The 19873-nt window shown below is 53.8% G+C and carries 19 protein-coding genes; all 19 read left to right on the top strand.

Features of this window, described 5'->3' with window-relative positions; genetic code table 11:
• Positions 1 to 149 precede the first annotated feature (149 nt).
• The 19 genes from ABQX22_RS08505 to fabF all read left to right on the top strand — a co-directional run bounded on the left by ABQX22_RS08505 (position 150) and on the right by fabF (position 19865).
• Entirely contained in the window at positions 150 to 1508 is a 1359-nt protein-coding gene (locus ABQX22_RS08505) for a Wzz/FepE/Etk N-terminal domain-containing protein (RefSeq protein WP_349798424.1), read from the top strand.
• Positions 1509 to 1862: 354 nt separating this feature from the next.
• Positions 1863 to 2933, top strand: a complete 1071-nt coding sequence (rfbB, locus tag ABQX22_RS08500) for a dTDP-glucose 4,6-dehydratase (protein WP_349798423.1) — start codon at positions 1863 to 1865, stop codon at positions 2931 to 2933.
• A gap of 1 nt (position 2934) precedes the next feature.
• Positions 2935 to 3828: a dTDP-4-dehydrorhamnose reductase gene (gene rfbD, locus ABQX22_RS08495; protein WP_349798421.1), complete on the top strand. Its 894-nt coding sequence runs from the start codon at positions 2935 to 2937 to the stop codon at positions 3826 to 3828.
• Positions 3825 to 4718: a glucose-1-phosphate thymidylyltransferase RfbA gene (gene rfbA, locus ABQX22_RS08490; protein WP_349798719.1), complete on the top strand. Its 894-nt coding sequence runs from the start codon at positions 3825 to 3827 to the stop codon at positions 4716 to 4718. The genes rfbD and rfbA overlap by 4 nt, the downstream gene beginning before the upstream one ends.
• Positions 4715 to 5281 carry a dTDP-4-dehydrorhamnose 3,5-epimerase gene (gene rfbC, locus ABQX22_RS08485; protein ID WP_349798419.1) on the top strand — a complete coding sequence of 189 codons (567 nt, stop codon included), beginning with the start codon at positions 4715 to 4717 and terminating at the stop codon, positions 5279 to 5281. Before rfbA ends, rfbC begins: the two co-directional genes overlap by 4 nt.
• A complete protein-coding gene (locus tag ABQX22_RS08480; RefSeq protein ID WP_349798417.1) occupies positions 5278 to 5682 on the top strand; it encodes a sugar 3,4-ketoisomerase in 405 nt (134 codons plus the stop codon). The genes rfbC and ABQX22_RS08480 overlap by 4 nt, the downstream gene beginning before the upstream one ends.
• On the top strand, positions 5675 to 6139 hold the full coding sequence (locus ABQX22_RS08475) for an acyltransferase (protein WP_349798415.1): 465 nt from the start codon (positions 5675 to 5677) through the stop codon (positions 6137 to 6139). The genes ABQX22_RS08480 and ABQX22_RS08475 overlap by 8 nt, the downstream gene beginning before the upstream one ends.
• Positions 6136 to 7263 carry a DegT/DnrJ/EryC1/StrS family aminotransferase gene (locus ABQX22_RS08470; RefSeq protein WP_349798413.1) on the top strand — a complete coding sequence of 376 codons (1128 nt, stop codon included), beginning with the start codon at positions 6136 to 6138 and terminating at the stop codon, positions 7261 to 7263. Before ABQX22_RS08475 ends, ABQX22_RS08470 begins: the two co-directional genes overlap by 4 nt.
• A complete protein-coding gene (locus ABQX22_RS08465) occupies positions 7260 to 8537 on the top strand; it encodes an O-antigen translocase (protein WP_349798411.1) in 1278 nt (425 codons plus the stop codon). The genes ABQX22_RS08470 and ABQX22_RS08465 overlap by 4 nt, the downstream gene beginning before the upstream one ends.
• Positions 8534 to 9988: a hypothetical protein gene (locus ABQX22_RS08460; RefSeq protein ID WP_349798409.1), complete on the top strand. Its 1455-nt coding sequence runs from the start codon at positions 8534 to 8536 to the stop codon at positions 9986 to 9988. Before ABQX22_RS08465 ends, ABQX22_RS08460 begins: the two co-directional genes overlap by 4 nt.
• Positions 9985 to 11145 carry a hypothetical protein gene (locus tag ABQX22_RS08455; RefSeq protein WP_349798408.1) on the top strand — a complete coding sequence of 387 codons (1161 nt, stop codon included), beginning with the start codon at positions 9985 to 9987 and terminating at the stop codon, positions 11143 to 11145. The genes ABQX22_RS08460 and ABQX22_RS08455 overlap by 4 nt, the downstream gene beginning before the upstream one ends.
• Complete coding sequence (locus tag ABQX22_RS08450; protein ID WP_349798406.1) at positions 11142 to 12044, top strand: glycosyltransferase family 2 protein; 903 nt, start codon at positions 11142 to 11144, stop codon at positions 12042 to 12044. The genes ABQX22_RS08455 and ABQX22_RS08450 overlap by 4 nt, the downstream gene beginning before the upstream one ends.
• Positions 12045 to 12096: 52 nt before the next feature.
• The gene (locus tag ABQX22_RS08445; protein WP_349798405.1) at positions 12097 to 13008 is read left to right on the top strand and encodes a glycosyltransferase; all 912 of its coding nucleotides are present in this window, start codon (positions 12097 to 12099) and stop codon (positions 13006 to 13008) included.
• Entirely contained in the window at positions 13005 to 13973 is a 969-nt protein-coding gene (locus ABQX22_RS08440; RefSeq protein WP_349798404.1) for a UDP-glucose 4-epimerase family protein, read from the top strand. The genes ABQX22_RS08445 and ABQX22_RS08440 overlap by 4 nt, the downstream gene beginning before the upstream one ends.
• Positions 13970 to 14989: an MraY family glycosyltransferase gene (locus tag ABQX22_RS08435; protein ID WP_349798402.1), complete on the top strand. Its 1020-nt coding sequence runs from the start codon at positions 13970 to 13972 to the stop codon at positions 14987 to 14989. The genes ABQX22_RS08440 and ABQX22_RS08435 overlap by 4 nt, the downstream gene beginning before the upstream one ends.
• Before the next feature lie 57 nt (positions 14990 to 15046).
• Entirely contained in the window at positions 15047 to 17053 is a 2007-nt protein-coding gene (locus tag ABQX22_RS08430; RefSeq protein ID WP_349798400.1) for a polysaccharide biosynthesis protein, read from the top strand.
• Between the two features lie 196 nt (positions 17054 to 17249).
• Positions 17250 to 17576, top strand: a complete 327-nt coding sequence (locus ABQX22_RS08425; protein ID WP_349798398.1) for a ComEA family DNA-binding protein — start codon at positions 17250 to 17252, stop codon at positions 17574 to 17576.
• A gap of 177 nt (positions 17577 to 17753) precedes the next feature.
• Positions 17754 to 18551, top strand: coding sequence for an SDR family NAD(P)-dependent oxidoreductase (locus ABQX22_RS08420; protein ID WP_349798396.1), 798 nt, complete (start codon positions 17754 to 17756; stop codon positions 18549 to 18551).
• A 39-nt stretch (positions 18552 to 18590) separates the two neighbouring features.
• Complete coding sequence (gene fabF / locus ABQX22_RS08415) at positions 18591 to 19865, top strand: beta-ketoacyl-ACP synthase II (RefSeq protein ID WP_349798394.1); 1275 nt, start codon at positions 18591 to 18593, stop codon at positions 19863 to 19865.
• Positions 19866 to 19873: the final 8 nt, after the last annotated feature.

The following is a 19873-nucleotide window of genomic DNA, read 5'->3' as shown; positions in this document are numbered from 1 at the left end:
TTGGCAGAATGCGACCTGTTCTCGATTAGTCAGCTTGCGCTAGGTGTCGACGGGCTGGGCATGATGCCTTGACCCGTCGGATCGCCTGAATTACTAGCGTCTGCCTGCATGACGAGCCCGCAGTTTCTTCTAGAAAGCAGGCATTGTTTGTGACCAGTATCACCCGCGTACCCCCTCACATTCCCCACGATGAAATTGATCTACTCGCACTGTTTCGTTCGCTCTGGCGCCAGAAGCTTATGATCTGCGCAGTCGCTGCCTTGTTTGGCCTGATCGCCATCGTCTACGCGTTTGCAAGCCGCCCTGTTTATCAGGTGAGTAGCGTGCTCCGTCCCGCCGCGATCAATGAGCTAGACGCTCTGAATCGCTCCGAAATCTACACACTCTCTCCCCCCGACGCGCTGTTGAAGGTCGGCGCTTCGCTGGATTCGTATGAGACCAGGCTTGGTTTTTTTCGAAGCCATCAAGACCTGTTCAAGCGGTTTGAACGTGAAGGGCAGACGCTTGAGCAGAGTTTCGAGGAGTTCAACCGCAATTCCATCGATCTGGTACTCCCTGATCCTAAGCGCGCTGATTTGCTGAGCGCGTTCATTGGTCTGGAGATGAGTTATCCGAAAGGCGTCAACGGCCCCGCTATCATGAACGGGCTGGTCGATTACGCTATTCAGGCAGAGGTGCAGCAGATTGCGTCGGATCTGGAGGTCATCATCCATAACCGGCTCAATGAGCTCGACGGCAGAATAGACGCTGCTCGCTCCAGTTATGAGACGCAGAAGCAAGCGCATATCGCGTCTCTCCAGGAAGTGGATAATGTGAAACGTGCGCAGTTGCAAGATGAACTCAAGGCACTGCGCGTACAGTTGAAAGCGCAGCGTACCGATCGCATGGCGCAGTTGGCCGAAGCCATCAGTATTGCCAAGTCCCTGGGTATCAAGCGCCCGTCAACGCCATCGTCCTTGGGTGACGCTGACCGGTCGGGCTCTGCGAGCGTGATGCGCACCGAGGTCAACAATCAACAGATTCCGCTGTATTTCATGGGCTCCGAAGCGCTTGAGGCAGAGCGAACGGCGTTGCAGCAACGCAAGACCGATGACTTCGCGTCGGATCGGATCACTCAGATTGAGAAGGAGCTGCAAATGCTCCAGAACAATCGTCAAATTGAAGTGATGCAGCGGCGCGAGAACGAAGACATCTTCCTGAAAGGTGTCGAGCCTCTTCGCGAAGAGATCGTGCGGTTGCGCAATCTCAACATCGATATGAAGCGCCTGAAGCTCGTGACCATTGACCGTCGTGCGCTTGAGTCAACAAGCCCCATCAAGCCCAATAAGCCACTGGTGACACTGTTGGCTTTGTTTCTGGGCGGGTTAGTCGGGCTGCTGGTTGCGATAATCAGATACTTGGTGCTGAGCCGCCGGCTGGAAGTCATCCATCTTGAAGCGCCGTCCCCGAGCCCAGTCATTGTGGAAGAGCGCTCGGTCTCCAACGGGAAAGGTCTGACAAAGGCGTAAGCCGCTATTGCCGATCAGGACGCCAAGCGCACCCGGTCGGCTGCCATAAGAGCAGTTGATCGCCAATGTTCGCGTTCCAGTGGTCGTATCTTCAACTCCCTGAAAGCCATGTCTGAATACAACAGGCATAATGGCGTCCTTTTCGGCTACCCGGTCAGGCGTTTATTGCTTCTGAACGCGTAGCTGCGGGTTTGCTTTTTTGCAACTTGATTCGAGACTGGCTGTAACCCTGAACGTTCGGGCTTGGGGAATGCCATAGATACTGCCGAACACGCGTCCGGGATGTCGTGACGAATCGCGCAGAAAAATAACGACGGATGAAGAAAGATCCGTATTGCTACCAGGAAGAGTGCTTTGAAGATTTTAGTAACTGGCGGTGCAGGTTTCATTGGTTCGGCGGTCGTGCGTCACATCATCGCCAACACCGGCGATTCGGTCGTTAACGTGGACAAGCTGACGTATGCGGGAAACCTAGAGTCGTTGCTCGAAGTGGCCGACAATGAGCGCTACGCTTTCGAGCGGGTCGATATCTGCGACAGGGAAGCACTTGACAGGGTCTTCAAGGATCATCGTCCGGATGCGGTCATGCACTTGGCGGCAGAATCCCACGTAGATCGGTCAATTACCGGTCCGTCTGACTTCATTCAAACCAATATTGTCGGCACGTACACGTTGCTGGAAGCCACTCGCGCTTACTGGACAAGTTTGGGCGAACATCAGAAGACATCCTTTCGCTTTCACCACATCTCGACCGATGAAGTGTACGGCGACCTTGAAGGGCCGGAGGATCTGTTCACAGAACAGACACCCTACCAGCCGAGCTCGCCTTATTCGGCCAGCAAGGCCAGCTCCGACCACTTGGTCCGCGCCTGGAGCCGCACGTATGGGCTGCCTACGATCGTCACCAACTGTTCGAACAACTATGGCCCGTTCCATTTTCCCGAAAAGCTCATTCCGCTGGTCATTCTCAATGCGCTGGAAGGCAAGCCGTTGCCTATCTACGGTAAAGGCGATCAGGTGCGCGATTGGCTGTACGTTGAAGACCACGCCCGCGCGCTGTACCTCGTCGTGACTGAAGGCGTAGTGGACGAGACCTACAACATTGGCGGCCATAACGAGAAGAAGAACCTCGAAGTTGTCATGACACTTTGCCAATTGCTGGACGAGCTGCGCCCGGACTCGAAGTTCGTGCCCCACGCCCAATTGATCACCTACGTGCAAGACCGTCCTGGCCATGACCAACGCTATGCCATCGACGCCAGCAAGGTTCAGCGCGAATTGGGCTGGGTGCCCGCCGAGACATTTGATTCCGGCATCCGCAAGACGGTCGAATGGTATCTGAGCAATGAGTCTTGGGTAGAACACGTGAAAAGCGGCAGCTACCAGACCTGGATCGATCAGAATTACGCCAAGCGCTCAAACTGACATGAAAATATTATTGCTCGGCAAAGGTGGCCAGGTCGGTTGGGAGCTGCAACGCTCCCTCGCGACGCTGGGTGAACTGGTGTCGCTGGATCGACACGGCGAAAATGGGCTTTCGGGTGATCTCGCGGATCTCCAAAGCCTGCGTCAGACTGTTCGTCAAGTTGCGCCTGACGTCATTGTGAACGCGGCAGCCTATACCGCAGTAGATGGTGCTGAGTCAGATGCGGAGATGGCGCATTTGATCAATGCGGAGGCTGTTGCATTGCTGGCCGACGAGTCAGCCAGGCTGGGCTGCCTGTTGGTCCACTACTCGACAGACTACGTGTTTGATGGCTCGGGCTCACAGCCTTGGCGGGAGCTGGATGAAGTCGCTCCGGTCAATGCTTATGGATCCACCAAGCTGGCCGGTGAGCAAGCCATCCTGAATTCGGGTTGCAAGCACCTTATCTTTCGCACCAGTTGGGTGTACGGGGCACTGGGCAATAACTTCGCGAAAACCATGCTGAGACTCGCGAAAGACCGTGCGCAGTTGAACGTGATCGCCGACCAGGTTGGAGCGCCGACCGGCGCCGACCTGATCGCCGACGTGACTGCGATAGCGATACGTCACGCATGGGGTGACGACAAGGTCTCTGGCATCTATCATCTGGCGGCTTCAGGCTTCACCTCGTGGCACGAATACGCGACATTGGTCATTGATTTGGGTCGTAGCCTTGGGGAGTCGCTGGCGGTTGAGCGCATTACGCCGATTCCAACCGAGCAATACCCGACGCCTGCGCGTCGGCCGCTGAACTCACGGCTGGATACGGCTAAGCTGTGCAGGACTTTTTCTATCCACCTGCCCGATTGGCAGAGTGGAGTAACCCGGATGTTGAAGGAAGTGTTAGTCAGATGACGGTCATCAAACGCAAAGGCATCATTCTCGCCGGCGGTTCAGGCACTCGCTTGCACCCCCTAACACTTGGCGTGTCGAAGCAGATGCTTCCGATTTTCGATAAGCCGATGATTTTCTACCCGCTGTCTGTGCTGATGCTGGCGGGCATGCGTGAGGTGCTGATCATCTCCACGCCTGAAGATTTGCCGTCCTTCCAGAAGCTGCTGGGTGATGGCAGTCAATACGGCATCGAGCTGTCCTACGCTGTGCAACCCAGCCCGGATGGCCTAGCTCAGGCGTTCATCATCGGTGAAGAGTTCATTGGCGAAGACCCTTGCTGCCTGATCCTCGGCGACAACATTTTCTACGGCCATCACTTCTCGGAGAATCTGAGTGCGGCCATGTCCCAGACCTCAGGTGCCACTGTATTTGGTTACCACGTGTCTGATCCTGAGCGTTTTGGTGTGGTTGAGTTCGACAGCACCGGACGGGCGCTGAGCATCGAAGAAAAACCTTCGACGCCGAAATCGAATTACGCCGTTACCGGCTTGTATTTCTACGACAACCGGGTTGTGGAAATCGCCAAGAACATCAAGCCGTCCGAACGTGGCGAGCTTGAAATCACCGACGTCAACCGTGCGTATCTTGACGACAAGTCGCTCACCGTCGAGATGCTTGGACGAGGCTTTGCCTGGCTCGATACCGGCACTCATGAGTCGTTGCTCGAAGCGAGTCAGTTCGTCCATACCATCGAACATCGCCAGGGTTTAAAGGTGGCATGCCTCGAGGAGATCGCGTTCGCTCAAGGATGGATCACGCCTGCGCAGCTTAAAGAGCAGGGAGAGAAGCTCAAGAAAACCGGCTACGGCCAGTACTTGCTGAAACTGTTGGCTGAGGCTGAAAAGGCATGAAACTGATTCAGACTGATCTGCCTGACGTTGTTATCGTTGAGCCTGCAGTGTTCAGCGATGACCGTGGGTGGTTCATGGAGAGCTTCAACGAGGCGAAATTCCATACAGCGCTGCAGGCGTTGGGACTACCGACGCCGCGTCCTTTCGTCCAGGACAATCATTCCTGTTCAGCCAAAGGTGTGTTGCGCGGCCTGCACTATCAGCGCGCCCCTCATGCTCAAGGCAAGCTGGTCCGCGTGGTTCGCGGCGCGGCCTACGATGTGGCCGTGGATATTCGCCCCGATTCGTCCACGTACCTTCAATGGGTGGGCGTTGAGTTGAGCGCTGAAAACAACCGCATGCTCTGGATACCCGAAGGGTTCGCTCACGGGTTTGCGGCACTGCAGGACGATACGCATTTTATGTATAAGACTACAGATTATTACGACAAGGCGTCCGAAGGGGCGTTGCTATGGAATGACGCAAAATTGGCTATTGTCTGGCCTGAAGCCAACGCTTTGATCATTAGCGAGAAAGACAACGATGCCCCTACGGTGGATAACCTGTTGGTGTCTCCACTATGAGTCTGATCAATTTTCTCGATCTAAAGACACTGGGTGACGAGCGAGGCCATCTGATTGCGTTAGAGAACAGCAAGAGTGTCCCATTCGACGTCAAGCGAGTTTATTACCTGACGGACACGCAGCAGGGCGTCCCTCGCGGTTTCCACGCACACAAGGAGCTCGTGCAGGTGGCAGTCTGTGTGGCGGGTAAATGTCTCATGAAGTTGGATGACGGAGTTACTAAGGAAGAAGTCTGGCTAGACGCTCCGAATAAAGCTGTTGTCATCGATAAGATGGTTTGGCATGAGATGCATCACTTTAGCCAGAATTGTGTATTGCTCGTATTGGCAAGCGACTTCTATGACGAAGCCGATTATATACGTGACTACTCTAAGTTTATGGAGTCGATTAAATATGCCTAAAATTCACCCGCTTTCTGATGTCAAGAGTGCTCAGATCGGAAAGGACACTCGTGTCTGGCAATATGCAGTAGTTTTCGATGGAGCAGTAATTGGCGAAAACTGCAATATCTGTGCTCACACACTGATAGAAAACGGCGTGACGCTCGGCAACAATGTGACCGTTAAGTCCGGTGTGTATCTGTGGGAAGGTACTGTAATTGCAGATGATGTATTTATCGGCCCTAACGCTACGTTTACCAACGATGCAATGCCCCGCTCGAAAGTTTATCCCGAAAAGTTCGCAGGGATTACTGTCAACAAGGGCGCCAGTATCGGTGCTAATGCGACTATCTTGCCAGGGATCACTATTGGCATAGAAGCAATGGTCGGCGCCGGGGCGGTCGTGGTTTCTGATGTGCCGGACCAAGCGGTGGTCGTTGGCAATCCTGCGAAAGTTATTAGGTATCTGACTAAATGATTAGTTTTCTCGACTTGAAAGAAGTAAACAACACCTGCCGTGACGAGTTGGTTGCCGCGTGCACTCGCGTAATTGACTCCGGTTGGTATATCAGCGGTACGGAACTTCAGACTTTCGAAAGCAGCTTTGCAGATTACTGTGGGACCCGCCACTGCATCGGCGTCGCCAATGGTCTGGATGCTTTAGTATTGGTTATACGGGCGTGGAAAGAGCTGGGACTGTTGCATGCCGGTGACGAAGTGCTCGTACCATCGAATACTTATATCGCCAGCATCTTGGCCATTTCGGAAAACGGCCTGGTACCCGTTTTGGTGGAACCTGATCCAGCTACGTTCAACATGTGCCCGACAGCCGCAGAAGCGGCAGTGACGATGAAAACAAAGGCTATATTGCCTGTGCACCTCTACGGCCGCCTTGCCAATATGCCAGCCATCATGGCATTGGCTGACCGGCATAACTTGCTTGTACTGGAAGACTCGGCACAGTCCCACGGCGCACGTATTGATGGCAAAAGATCCGGAAATTGGGGGCACGCGTCCGGCTTCAGCTTCTATCCTGGTAAGAACCTGGGCGCGCTGGGCGATGCCGGCGCCATTACTACCAATGACGATGCATTGGCGGATACGTTGAGAGCGCTACGTAATTACGGCTCTCACAAGAAGTATCAAAACCTCTATCGTGGCGTCAACAGCCGGCTTGATGAGTTGCAGGCAGCCTGCCTGTCGGTAAAGCTGAAGTACCTGGACGAGCAAACCGAGCATCGCCGTAAGATTGCTGACCTGTACACCCGAGGCATCACCAATCCTTCACTGCAACTCCCTGTAGGACCCTGCTTCAACACTATCTCCAATGAGGGCCACGTGTGGCATGTCTATACGGTGCTTTGTAACGACCGGGATGCTTTGCAAAAGCATCTTGCGGACTTTGGCATTCAGACGTTGATTCACTATCCGATCCCGCCGCACCACCAAGCTGCATACGCCGAGTGGGCCGAGCGTTCGTATCCCGTTTCTGAAAAGATTCACAGCCAGATTCTGAGTCTCCCTATCGGGCCGACACTCTCAGTCGAGGATGCGCAGGCTGTCGTTCAGGCGTGTAATAGCTTCCAGACAGGAACGCTATGAACCTGATTAAAACCAGTTTGTTGAATGGTGTGGCTGTAGTAGTAAAGATGTTTACCTTGTTGGGCCTGAACAAGATTCTGGCAGTGTACGTCGGTCCGTCCGGCTTCGCAGCCATCGGACAGTTTCAGAATGCTTTACAGATGATAACGACGCTGACTGGAGGAGCGATTACCAATGGCGTCGTTAAATACACTGCCGAATACAATGATGATAAAGCTGCTCAGCGTCAGGTATGGAAAGTGGCAGGCACACTCACGATCATCGGAAGCTTGATTGTTGCAGCGCTTGTTGCAATATACAGCCGGGAACTGGCCGGTTTTTTTCTTAAAGATTATAACTTGGAAGACATATTTTATTGGTTCGCAGGCGGCGTTGCTTTCTTTTCACTCAATACTCTGTTGCTAGCTATTTTAAACGGGAAAAAAGAAATAATACTGTATGTTATATCGAATGTCGTGGGAAGTCTTCTGGCGCTGGCTTTTACGGTTGCACTAACTGTCACAGCGGGCCTACGGGGTGCATTGATCGCGTTGGTATTGTATCAGTCAGTGAGCTTTTTTATCACGCTTACTGTATGCGTTCGGACGTCTTGGTTCAAAATTGAGTATTTATTTGGTTCTTTGAACAGACCGGTTATAAAGAAACTCTCAGCCTATTTCCTGATGGCGGCGGTTTCCGCAGCCAGTGTACCAGTCGGGCAAATGCTGGTCAGAAATTACTTGGGTAATAGCTTTGGCTGGGATGTCGCGGGTTATTGGGAAGCATTGTCCCGCTTAAGTGCGGCGTATTTACTGATCGTAACGACTACCTTAAGTGTGTATTACCTGCCACGGCTGTCTGAGTTAAAAACTGGGGGCGAGGTGCGTGCAGAAATTTTACAAGGTTATAAATATATCCTGCCGGTTGCCATGGTCGCGGGTTTGATGACCTATTTGCTTAGGGATCTTATTGTTTCTTTATTATTTACGGACGCTTTCTCCCCAATGCGCGTGTTTTTTGCAGGACAGGTCGTGGGGGACAGTTTGAAAATAGTCAGCTGGATCATTGCCTATGTAATGCTTAGCAAAGCGATGGTTAAGCGTTTCGTATTGACGGAAATCGCATCCTGCATATTGCTGTATGTGCTCACGGTTCTGTTTACCAAGGCATGGGGTGTCAATGCGGTTACCTGGGCATATGCCGCCAATTATCTTGTCTACTGCTTGATGATGTATTTCTTGGTATATGCACGTCTTGCTAAGCGTGACGACACGTTGGGTGGTAGCGTAGTTTGAAAAAAGTAATTGCAGATCTGGAGGATGTCATTCTCAAGGAGCCATCACTGGATGTGGCACTTGAGTTGGCACACGCATACGGAAATCTTCTCTGGTTCGCGGACATCGGTATCTATGATGCGTCTCCCCTCGAGCAAGCGTTGATTTCACGGTGTGCGTCCAGTTTTGATCCGCCCGGATTAGACATAGGTGTGGCGGAAACAGGTACGGTGATTCATGTCGTTACCGAACCTTACGTTACTGGTGGTCATACGAGGTTGATGGAACGGCTCGCTCGGATGCATGAGGCGCCTGTAGACTTGTTGATCACCAAGGGGGGATCGATTGCTGCGGTTGAGAGAGTATCGGCATATTTTGAAAAGGTCATACAAGTCAGTGCGCTAACTGCTAATAGTAAAGTTTCCGAGATTGCACACGTATTGTCCAGATATGAGAAAGTCATTTTACATATTCATCCTGATGATGTGTATTCCGTAATCGCATGTGGATTAGTTGCGGGAGTAGGTCGAAAAATATTTTTCGTAAATCATGCCGATCATGTTTTTTCTTTCGGCTGCTCAGTTGCTGACTACTATTTCGAGCTCAGCAGCTATGGGCGTCGCTTGGATGAGTTGAAAGTTTTAAAAGGAAAGAAAAGTTTCCTGGGTATCCCAATCGACATCCCGGAGGCCTTGTGGCATTCGGAGTGCGAACCCTCACGTGATGAGAAATTACGGTTTGTAACTGCCGGAAGTGACATTAAATTCAAGCCGGTGAAAGAACTAAGTATAACTCCATTATTGCACAAAGTGCTACGTGACTACCCCGAATCGACTGTTTGTGTTATTGGCTCAAGTCTGAGAACCGCTTACTGGTGGTGGTTTCTTAAACTGAAGTATAAAAACCGCTTTTCTGTTGTTTCTACCATGCCTTACGCGGAGTACAGCATGGAGGTTAGCCGTGCCGATTTTTTTATCGATAGTCACCCCATCCCGGGAGGCACGGCTTTTGCTGAACAATTCATCGCCGGGCGGCGATGTGTTGGACTTGTATCACCTCTACAGGGTTATTCTCCCGCCGACTTGTTAAAGCGAGTTTCACCGGATGAAGTGATGACATCAATTGCAAGCTATAAGTACCCTCAAAGGGTGTTTGAAATGATCAGAGATGTGCATTCGACGGTCAATGTCAAGTCGCGGTATATAAGATGTATTGAGGATGGGATTACGTCTCCTAATCTCCTTGACACTTATTGTGAATGGAGCGGCGACGTCGGAATGTTTCGGCAAACAAGATCTTCCTTGTCAGTGGATGTCTCGGTTTCCACTTTTTTAATTCTAAGAAAATTAAACGCACAGATCGCGATCAGGCTCTTTGTCAGCCTAAGCTTCAAAAAACAACTAAAGCTCGGGCTTAAGCTTGCCATGAATAAGCTTCGAGTTTTCGTGTCTTCGCCGACGGATGCCAAATGATGTCATGGTTGATGCGTTTTCTGATGCTCGGTTATTGCTTGTCCACAGTCCTCGTGCCGGTGTTTGTTTTAAATAAATTATTCTTTTTGCCTTTATTTCTGGTTTCGTTGGTTGTGATGTTTATGAATCCAGTCAAGACGATTGCCCCTTGGATTGTGCTTCTGGTTTTTTTATACGGTTTTATTCTTTCGCTTTCAGGTGAGGCCGATTTAGGGTTGGGCCGTCAGATGTTACTCGGTGCGTTCTCTCTTTTTCTGATCTATGTGATAAGCAGATACGAAATTGATATGAGTGTCGCAGTCAAGGTGGCAGGGGTGACCTTGGCACTTATTATGTGTAGCTTGTCATTCATGCTGATGGTCATGCCTGGGTTTGTGTGGGGTGAATTTCTTTTGGATTATTATAATACCCATGAACTTGGGTTTTATGGAGTGCGAAACTTTGGCAATTTACAGTTATTCATGTTGCATCACCGCTCTTCGCCGTTTCTCTTGCTTCCACTGGCACTACTGTTTCTAGACTATCTCAAGGCTAAGAAACTTCTTACCCTGGTTTTTATTGGGTTGATTTTAACGGCTATTATATGCTCTGCGTCTCGCGCTCTTGTGGCCATGGCTGCAGTAGTTCTCTTTATTCTTTATTTTAACCACAAGTCGTGGCCACCTCGCATTCTTATATTAGTCGCCACTATCCCTCTGGCAGTTATTGCAATTGGATATTTGCTGACTGAGACCAGCGTATTAAGTTCTGATGAGCAATCGAATAATATTAAACTTGGTCACGTAGTTTCTTTCTTTAAAGTGGCGGACTGGAATATGCTTTTATTTGGAAAAGGATTGGGGTCTTATTTCTACACAGAAGGATACGGTGAAGTCGTTTCTCAAACGGAAATTACCTGGATGGATTCTGTTCGTTTTGTAGGCGTACCGTTTTCATTGCTTCTCCTTGGGACGCTTCTGTTCCCCGTCCGGAAGCTGTTCGCGGCCCCCGATCTCAGACCTACAGGCATTATCATGGTGCTTTATTTGATTATGTCGATGAGCAATCCTGTGTTGTTCAACTCGTTCGGGTTTCTGGTCATTTTATGGTATTGGTCAATTATTATTAAAAGACAGCCCGAAGTGGCGCTCGTCCATCGGCCAAGGGGGCTAATTTGAAAGGCGTAGCAGCGGTAGTGGTTGGATATAATCCTGAGATTCCAGTTTTGGATAATCTTCTGAGTTCGCTTGTTGAACAGGTCGAATTATTGATACTGGTCGATAATGGTGGTGCATCGGAGTTCCTGAGAAGTTCGCCCCTGCGCGACAGGGTGCATTATGTCGCGTTGGGTGAGAACAAAGGTTTAGGCTTTGCATTGAACCTCGGTTTTTCCTTTGCTATCGAGTCGGGGATTGACCACGTCGTAACCTTTGATCAGGACAGCCATGCAGAACCTGACCTTATTTCCCGCCTGCACAAAGCAATGGCCCAAGCCAGTCTGCTAGACAGCAATGCCGTCGCCGTCAGCCCAGCTTTTTTTGATCGGCGAGACGGTAAGGAGATAAAATTTCCGTTTTACAGCTCTGAGGGCGGTGCCATTCACCCGGTTTTACACTGTCATAATCCAAACGGCCTTGTTAAAGCCGATGCGCTGATTACATCCGGCATGTTTGTCGATACCCGCGCCTGGAAAGCAGGCATCAAATACGACGATGGTATGTTCGTTGACTTCACCGATACCGAGTGGTGCTTCCGGGCTCGTGACAAAGGCTACAGCCTTTATGGCTGTCTGAATGTCCAGATGGGACATGCGCTGTCAGACGCGCCCCCCGTCAAGGTTTTTGGCTTGAGTTTTTTCCGCTACTCGCCTGTTCGCCGTTATTTCTTCTTCCGCAATACCGTCTCCGTATGCCGAATGAAACACACCCCTGGCGTTTGGAAACGCAGGATGATCATGGCGCTCATGCTTCGTTTCGCGGTCAATATTGTGATCGACACCGACCGTGTCAAGTCCGTCCGCATGATGCTGCGTGGCATCCATCATGGTCTTAAGGCCAGTCTTGGTCCCGTTCATTAATCATCGCTTCCGCTTTGGGCTGCGAGCTCGTCAGGTTATTTAAGGTAGATTTATGCAACCGCGTTTTTTGGTGCTGTTGGCTGCTTACAACGGCATGAAATGGATAGCAGAGCAGGTCGAATCGATTCTGTCGCAGCGTAATGTGTCGGTTACGTTGTTGATCAGCGTCGACACCTCCACCGACGGCACGGAGCAGTGGGTTGCCGACTTGGCTGCGCGTGACCCCAGGGTGATCGCTTTACCCTTTGGGGAAAAATTCGGTGGCGCGGCGCGCAATTTTTTTCGCCTGATCAAAGACGCGCCCCTTTCGGATTTTGATTATTTTGCTCTGGCAGATCAGGACGATGTCTGGAACGGGGATAAATTTACCCGGGCAGTCGACGTTATCAATGCGCAACGGGTGGATGGTTACTCCAGTAACGTGAACGCATTTTGGCCGGACGGTACTCAGAGGATCATCACCAAGTCGCAGCCGCAAGTCTCTTATGACTTTCTATTCGAGGCCGCAGGCCCAGGTTGCACGTATGTATTTACCCGCACCTTGTTTACCGCGCTTCAGGAGAATGTGGTCTCGCGTTTCGGGGAACTGCAGGCCGTCACGCTTCATGACTGGTACTTCTACGCATTCAGCCGAGCAAACGGTTATCGCTGGCACATCGATGATGTGCCTGGGATGCAATATCGCCAGCACTCAAACAATCAGGTCGGGGTCAACCGTGGCGTCAAAGCGTTCAAAGCTCGGTTGGCGCAGGTGTTCGATGGCTGGTATTTGAATCAGGCTGCGCGCATTGCCCAACTGGTCGGGATGTCAGATCAGCCATTTGTCAGGGACTGGATCAATCTGGGTCGTGTCCAATTAGTCCGGTTAGCGCTGAACAGTGCCCGATGTCGCAGAAGGCCACGGGACAAGTTTGTTTTTGCTGGCCTTTGTCTGGTTCTTGCACTGGTAAAACACAAGAAATGAAAACACGACTGTTGATTACAGGCAGTACCGGATTTGTCGGTCGGGAGTTGGTTGCACAGCTACGGGAAGATCCAGCGGTGGATATCCGAATGCTTGTGCGCCGTGTCCCCGAGGTGACGCAAGCGCTTAACGATTACACCGTGCTCACGGACTTCGGGGCGATTGATGCATCGCATCCGGCATTGACTGACGTTCAGGTCATCGTGCACCTGGCGTCGCGCGTTCACATCATGAATGACAGTGCTCCCGATCCGCTTGAGGCGTTTCGTCACGTGAACGTGGGGCACACGCTCCAGCTTGCGCGCAGCGCCGCAGCGGCGGGGGTCAAGCGCTTTGTCTTTGTCAGTTCGGTAAAGGTCAACGGTGAAGGTACTGCCCTCGGCCAGGCTTATCGAGAGTCCGATGCGCCTGCCCCTGTCGATCCGTACGGCATCTCTAAGATGGAAGCCGAGGAAGGGTTGAAGATCATCGCCGCCGAGACTGGACTACAGGTCGTGATTATTCGTCCGGTTCTGGTTTACGGGCCAGGGGTCAAGGCTAACTTTCGTAGCATGATTAAGTGGCTGCATAAAGGCGTTCCGCTGCCATTTGGCCTGTTGAATAACAAACGCAGCCTCGTGGCGCTCGACAATCTGGTGGGCTTTATCAAGCTTTGCACCGAGCACCCGGCGGCGGCTGATCAGACTTTCCTGATCAGTGACGGTCATGATGTATCCACCACCGAGTTGCTTCAGAAGTTAGGCGACGCCTTGCATCGCCGTGCACGCTTATTGCCGGTTCCTGCTTGGGTGCTTGCGCAGGGGGCAACGCTGTTGGGGAAAAAGTCATTGTCGCAACGTCTCTGCGGGTCACTTCAGGTAGATATCGGTAAGGCCCGCTCCTTATTAGGCTGGCATCCGGTTGTCACTGTTGACCAAGGTTTGAAAAAAACCGCCGACTATTATCTGAACGAGCAAGCGAAATGAGCTTTTGGTATGTAATGCCCGTCATTGCAATCCTGTCCCTGTTGCTGACGGCTGCGCTCAGGCGGTACGCGCTGCATCGCAGCATCATCGATATTCCCAATGCGCGAAGTTCACATTCGGTGCCCACCCCTCGCGGCGGCGGTGTTGCCATTGTTATCGCGTTCCTGCTTGCGCTCGTGCTCATTGGCATCCTGAATGTCGAACCATGGCCAATCCTCACTGCCTATCTAGGGGCCGGAACTTTAATCGCTGTTATTGGTTTCATGGATGACCACGGGCACATTGCGGCTCGCTGGCGCTTGTTGGGACATTTCTTCGCAGCCGCCTGGGCCTTGTTCTGGCTTGGCGGCTTGGCGCCACTGACCGTGATGGGCGTGAGTTTCAACCTGGGATGGGTCGGCGGTGTACTGGCGGCTTTTTATCTGGTGTGGATGCTCAATCTTTACAACTTCATGGACGGCATCGACGGCATTGCCAGCGTCGAAGCGATCTGCAGTTGCCTGGTACTGGCGCTAATCTACTGGGTGGAAGGGCAGGGCAATCTGATCTGGACGCCGCTGCTGTTGGCCATGGCCGTTGCTGGTTTTCTCGTCTGGAACTTCCCGCCCGCCAAGATATTCATGGGGGACGCCGGCAGTGGTTTCCTAGGCATCATCCTGGGCTGCCTGTCGATTCAGGCCGGTTGGGCGAATTCAGACTACTTCTTTGCATGGTTGATCATGCTGGGCGTGTTTGTTGTTGACGCTACTTTCACCTTGATTCGTCGATTGGTTCGCGGCGACAAAGTCTACGAGGCTCATCGCAGTCACGCTTATCAGTTTGCATCCAGAGCGGTTGGCAGCCACAAGCCAGTGACTGTCGCGGTCATCCTCATCAACCTGATCTGGTTACTTCCTATTGCGATAAGCGTAGGCTTGCACTACCTGGACGGGGCATTAGGGTTGGTGATTGCATACATTCCCCTGATCGCACTTGCCTTCAAATACAAGGCAGGGCAGCTCGAAGCGCAGGTTTGACCAGCAGTTAACTCAATACAGACTCGCGGCGCGGGTCTCGCGGAACGGAATCGAACGATGGATGGCTTCTTGAATCGGATTCGGGCGCGCCTTTTGGCGTTACCCCGTCACCAAAAGCGCTTGCTGCAGGTGATAGCAGACCTCTTCCTGGTCTGGCTCGCAATGTGGTTGGCCTTTGTGGTTCGGTTGGGTTTTGACGAAATGGTGAACCCCATCACTACGCACCGGTGGCTATTCCTCGCTACCCCACTCGTCGCAATCCCGCTGTTCATCCGTTTTGGCATGTACCGGGCCGTGATGCGCTATTTCGGCAATGACGCCCTGATCGCGATCGTCAAGGCGGTGAGCCTGTCCTCGCTGATCCTTGGCGTTGTGGTGTATTGGTACAGCAACCACGAAAGTGTCATCCCTCGTTCGATCATCTTCAACTACTGGTGGTTGAGCCTGATCATGATTGGCGGCTTGCGCTTGTCCATGCGTCAGTATTTCCTCGGCGACTGGTTCGCTGCTGCGCAGCATGTGCCCTTTACCAGTCGCGACAACGGCCTTCCTCGTGTGGCGATCTATGGTGCAGGTGCGGCGGGCAACCAGTTGGTTGCCGCATTGCGCATGGGCCGGGTCATGCGACCGGTTGCGTTCATCGACGATGATCCGAGCATTACCGACAGGGTGATTTCCGGATTACAGGTTTATAAAGCGCGAAATATTCAGCGGATGATTGATACCACTGGCGCGCAGGAAGTGCTGCTGGCCATCCCCTCGTCCAGCCGGACACGCCGCCGCGAGATTCTGGGGTTTCTCGAGAAATTCCCGCTGCACGTTCGAAGTGTTCCAGGCTTCATGGACCTTGCCAGTGGTCGAGTCAAAGTTGATGACATCCAGGAAGTTGACATCGCTGACCTTCTTGGCCGAGACGCCGTCCCAGCCCAGGCAGAACTATTGGAGCGGTGCATTTCCGGCCAGTCAGTATTAGTGACGGGGGCCGGTGGCTCAATCGGGTCTGAGTTGTGCCGCCAGATCCTGATGCTCAAACCCACGACACTTTTGTTGTTCGAGCACAGCGAATTCAATCTCTACACCATCTTGTCCGAACTGGAACAGCGTGTAGCCCGCGAATCACTGCCCGTAAGAGTGCTGCCGATTCTGGGCTCGGTACGTAATGAATCCAAGTTAGTGGATGTCATGAAAACCTGGAAAGTGGACACCGTCTATCACGCGGCCGCTTACAAGCATGTACCGATGGTCGAACACAACATCGCTGAAGGGGTGTTGAACAATGTCATCGGGACGCTTAACACCGCACAGGCAGCGTTGAAGGCTGGCGTTGCCAACTTTGTCTTGATCTCTACAGACAAAGCGGTTCGACCGACAAACGTCATGGGCAGCACAAAACGGTTGGCCGAACTGACGCTGCAAGCCTTGAGCCGCGAAGCCGCGCCGGTCATGTTCGGCGACAAGAGTAATATCTCCCGGGTCAACAAGACGCGCTTCACCATGGTTCGCTTCGGTAATGTCTTGGGTTCGTCCGGCTCTGTGATCCCGCTGTTCCACAAGCAGATCAAAACAGGCGGACCGATCACCGTCACGCACCCCAAGATCACCCGTTACTTCATGACCATTCCCGAGGCCGCTCAGTTGGTCATACAGGCGGGCTCTATGGGGTTGGGCGGGGACGTCTTCGTGCTGGACATGGGCGAGCCCGTCAAAATTGTCGAGCTGGCCGAGAAGATGGTGCACCTGTCTGGTCTTAGCATCCGTTCCGAGAAGAACCCCCATGGCGATATCGCCGTCGAGTTCACGGGCTTGCGCCCCGGTGAAAAGCTGTACGAAGAATTGTTGATCGGTGACAACGTAGCCGCGACGGGTCATCCCATGATCATGAGCGCTCACGAGGATTATCTTGAGTGGGAACTGCTCAAACAACGGCTTTCCGACCTGGTTAAAGCGGTCAATGAGGACGACTACACCAGAGTGCGTCAGTTGCTTCGAGAGACCGTTAGCGGTTACGCGCCAGACGGCGAGATTGTTGACTGGATATATCAGCAGCGGCGGTTGGAACCTTAATACTTAGCGCGCCAGACCATGCTTACCGCCGGATGACGGCGGGGGCAATATGTCGGCGTGTGGCGTCGTCCGACACTCGGGCAAGCCAGGAAACACCCCGTGACATCGCGCTCTTTGACGCCCCCCACCCGTGAACTACGTTGTAAAAGCAGCTCAGGAACGCTGCTAAACCCAACGATGTCATGGAGCGTTATTTATGCGTACTTCTCTTCTCTCATCCCTCGCATTCGCGTTGCTCACCAGCTTTTCGGTCGCGGCAACCGCAGCGCCGATGGCTCAGCCGCCGTCGACCCCTCCCGCCGCCGTGCAGCCGGCCGAGCAGGGCGCCAAGGTCAACCTGAACACTGCCACCGCTGAAACCCTTCAAAAAGAGCTGTCCGGCATTGGCGCAGGTAAGGCCAGTGCCATCGTCGCTTACCGGGACGAGAACGGATCGTTTACGTCGATCGACGAGTTGATTGAAGTGAAGGGGATTGGCAAGGCCATCCTGGACAAGAACCGCGACAAGCTGTCCATCGAGTAAACGCTGCGTCCTCAAAAAGGCCGATCACTGATCGGCCTTTTTTGTGGGCGCTCCCTTCATATGATCACGCTGGTCTTCCAAGTACGTCTGCGCCTTGACAGCAAGAATGTCACCCGCCATATAATCGTCAAATTACAACCGTAATATCAGCATTCAATCCTCCTCTGGAGCATCCTCATGAGCTCAAAAGGCACAGCACTTATCACCGGCGCTTCTTCGGGCATCGGTGCAACCTACGCGGACCGTCTCGCCACGCGCGGCTACGACCTTCTATTGGTGGCGCGTGATCAGGATCGTCTGGAGACACTCGCTACCCAACTGCGTGACAAGACGGGTGTGGCGGTCGAGGTACTCAGGGCGGATCTGACTGACAGCGCGGATGTCACGAAACTCGCCCAGCGTTTGCGCAGCGATTCCTCCATCACGTTGCTGTTGAACAACGCTGGTGTCGCGTCAGGCCGCTCGCTGCTGGAGGCTGATCCGGCTGAGGTGGATCGTTTGATTGCGCTGAATATCGTGGCGCTGACTCACCTGACATCGGCAGCCGCTGCAGGCTTCGTGAGCCACGGCCGTGGGGCGATTCTGAACGTGGCGTCGGTGGTGGCCATGATTCCGGAGCGCTTTAACGCGGTATACACGGCGAGTAAGGCGTATGTTCTGAGTCTCACTCAGTCGCTTCACGCTGAAGTCGGCGAGAAGGGGATCCAGGTCCAGGCCATTTTGCCAGGGGCCACACGCACCGAAATCTGGGAGCGCGCCGGCATGGACCTCAATGCGTTTCCACCCGAGATGGTGATGGACGTTAACGAGATGGTGGATGCAGCGCTGGCCGGTTTTGATCAGCGAGAGCTGGTCACGATTCCATCGCTGAGCAACGCGGCCGACTGGGACGCGATGGTCAACGCCCGATTGGCGCTGGGCCCGAATCTGTCGCTGCAGCACGCGGCGGCACGCTACAAGACCACCGACGCGTAATGCGCCAGTGAACCTGATGAACAGTAGAAAGGGGATTGCATGAGCGAACGTAGAATCGTCGTCACGGGCATGGGCCTGGTGACGCCTCTGGGCAGCGGTGTTGAGCCGGTCTGGCGCCGTCTGCTGGAGGGGCGTTCGGGCATTGTTCAGTTACCCGATCACGTGGTGGCCGACCTTCCCGGCAAGGTCGGCGGTCCTGTGCCATTGCTCGCCGACGACCCTGAAGCCGGTTTCGACGCCGACGCCGCAGCGCCGCCCAAAGAGCAGAAGAAGATGGACCGCTTCATTCTGTTTGCCTTGGCAGCCGCGAAGGAAGCCGTCGCTCAATCAGGCTGGGTCGCCGACACCGATGAGAAGCGCGAGCGCACGGCAACTATCATCGGCTCCGGCGTGGGCGGCTTCACGTCCATCGCTGAGGCCGTGCGCACCACCGACACCCGGGGCCCGCGTCGTTTGTCGCCGTTTACCATTCCCTCGTTCCTGGTCAATCTCGCGGCCGGGCACGTGTCAATCCAGCATGGCTTCAAAGGCCCATTGGGCGCGCCGGTGACCGCGTGCGCCGCCGGCGTCCAGGCGATTGGCGATGCCGCCAGGATGCTGCGCTGCGGCGAGGCCGACATCGCCATCTGCGGCGGCGCCGAGGCCTCCATTGATCGCGTGGCGCTGGGCGGGTTCGCAGCCGCCCGTGCGCTGTCCAGCGGGTTCAACGACACCCCGGAGCGCGCGTCACGGCCGTTCGATCAGGACCGCGACGGTTTCGTGATGGGGGAGGGCGCGGGCATTATCGTCATCGAGACGTTGGAACACGCGCTCGCCCGGGGTGCCACGCCCATCGTCGAGCTGGTCGGCTACGGCACCAGCGCAGACGCCTACCACCTGACCGCCGGCCCGGAAGACGGCAGCGGTGCACGACGCGCCATGCAGGCCGCGATCCGCCAGGCAGGCATTCAGGCGGCCGACGTTCAGCACGTCAACGCCCACGCCACCTCAACGCCGGTGGGTGACAAAGGCGAGATGGCCGCGATCAAATCAGTGTTTGGCGATCAGAACGGCGTGGCCGTGACTTCCACCAAATCGGCCACCGGTCATTTGCTGGGCGCAGCGGGCGGGATCGAGGCGATCTTCACGGCGCTGGCGATCCGCGATCAGATCGCGCCGAAAACCCTCAACTTCGACACCCCCGATGAGGCCGCCCACGGCATCGACATCGTGCACGGCGAAGCGCGGCCGATGGCGATCGAGTACGCGTTGTCCAACGGTTTCGGGTTCGGCGGGGTCAATGCCAGCGTGTTGTTCCGGCGCTGGCACGCGTGAAACCCTGA

Origin of the sequence: Xanthomonas sp. WHRI 1810A (assembly GCF_040202885.1) — a bacterium.
In the GTDB taxonomy this organism is placed as follows: domain Bacteria; phylum Pseudomonadota; class Gammaproteobacteria; order Pseudomonadales; family Pseudomonadaceae; genus Aquipseudomonas.
This window is presented reverse-complemented; position numbering and strand designations above follow the sequence as displayed.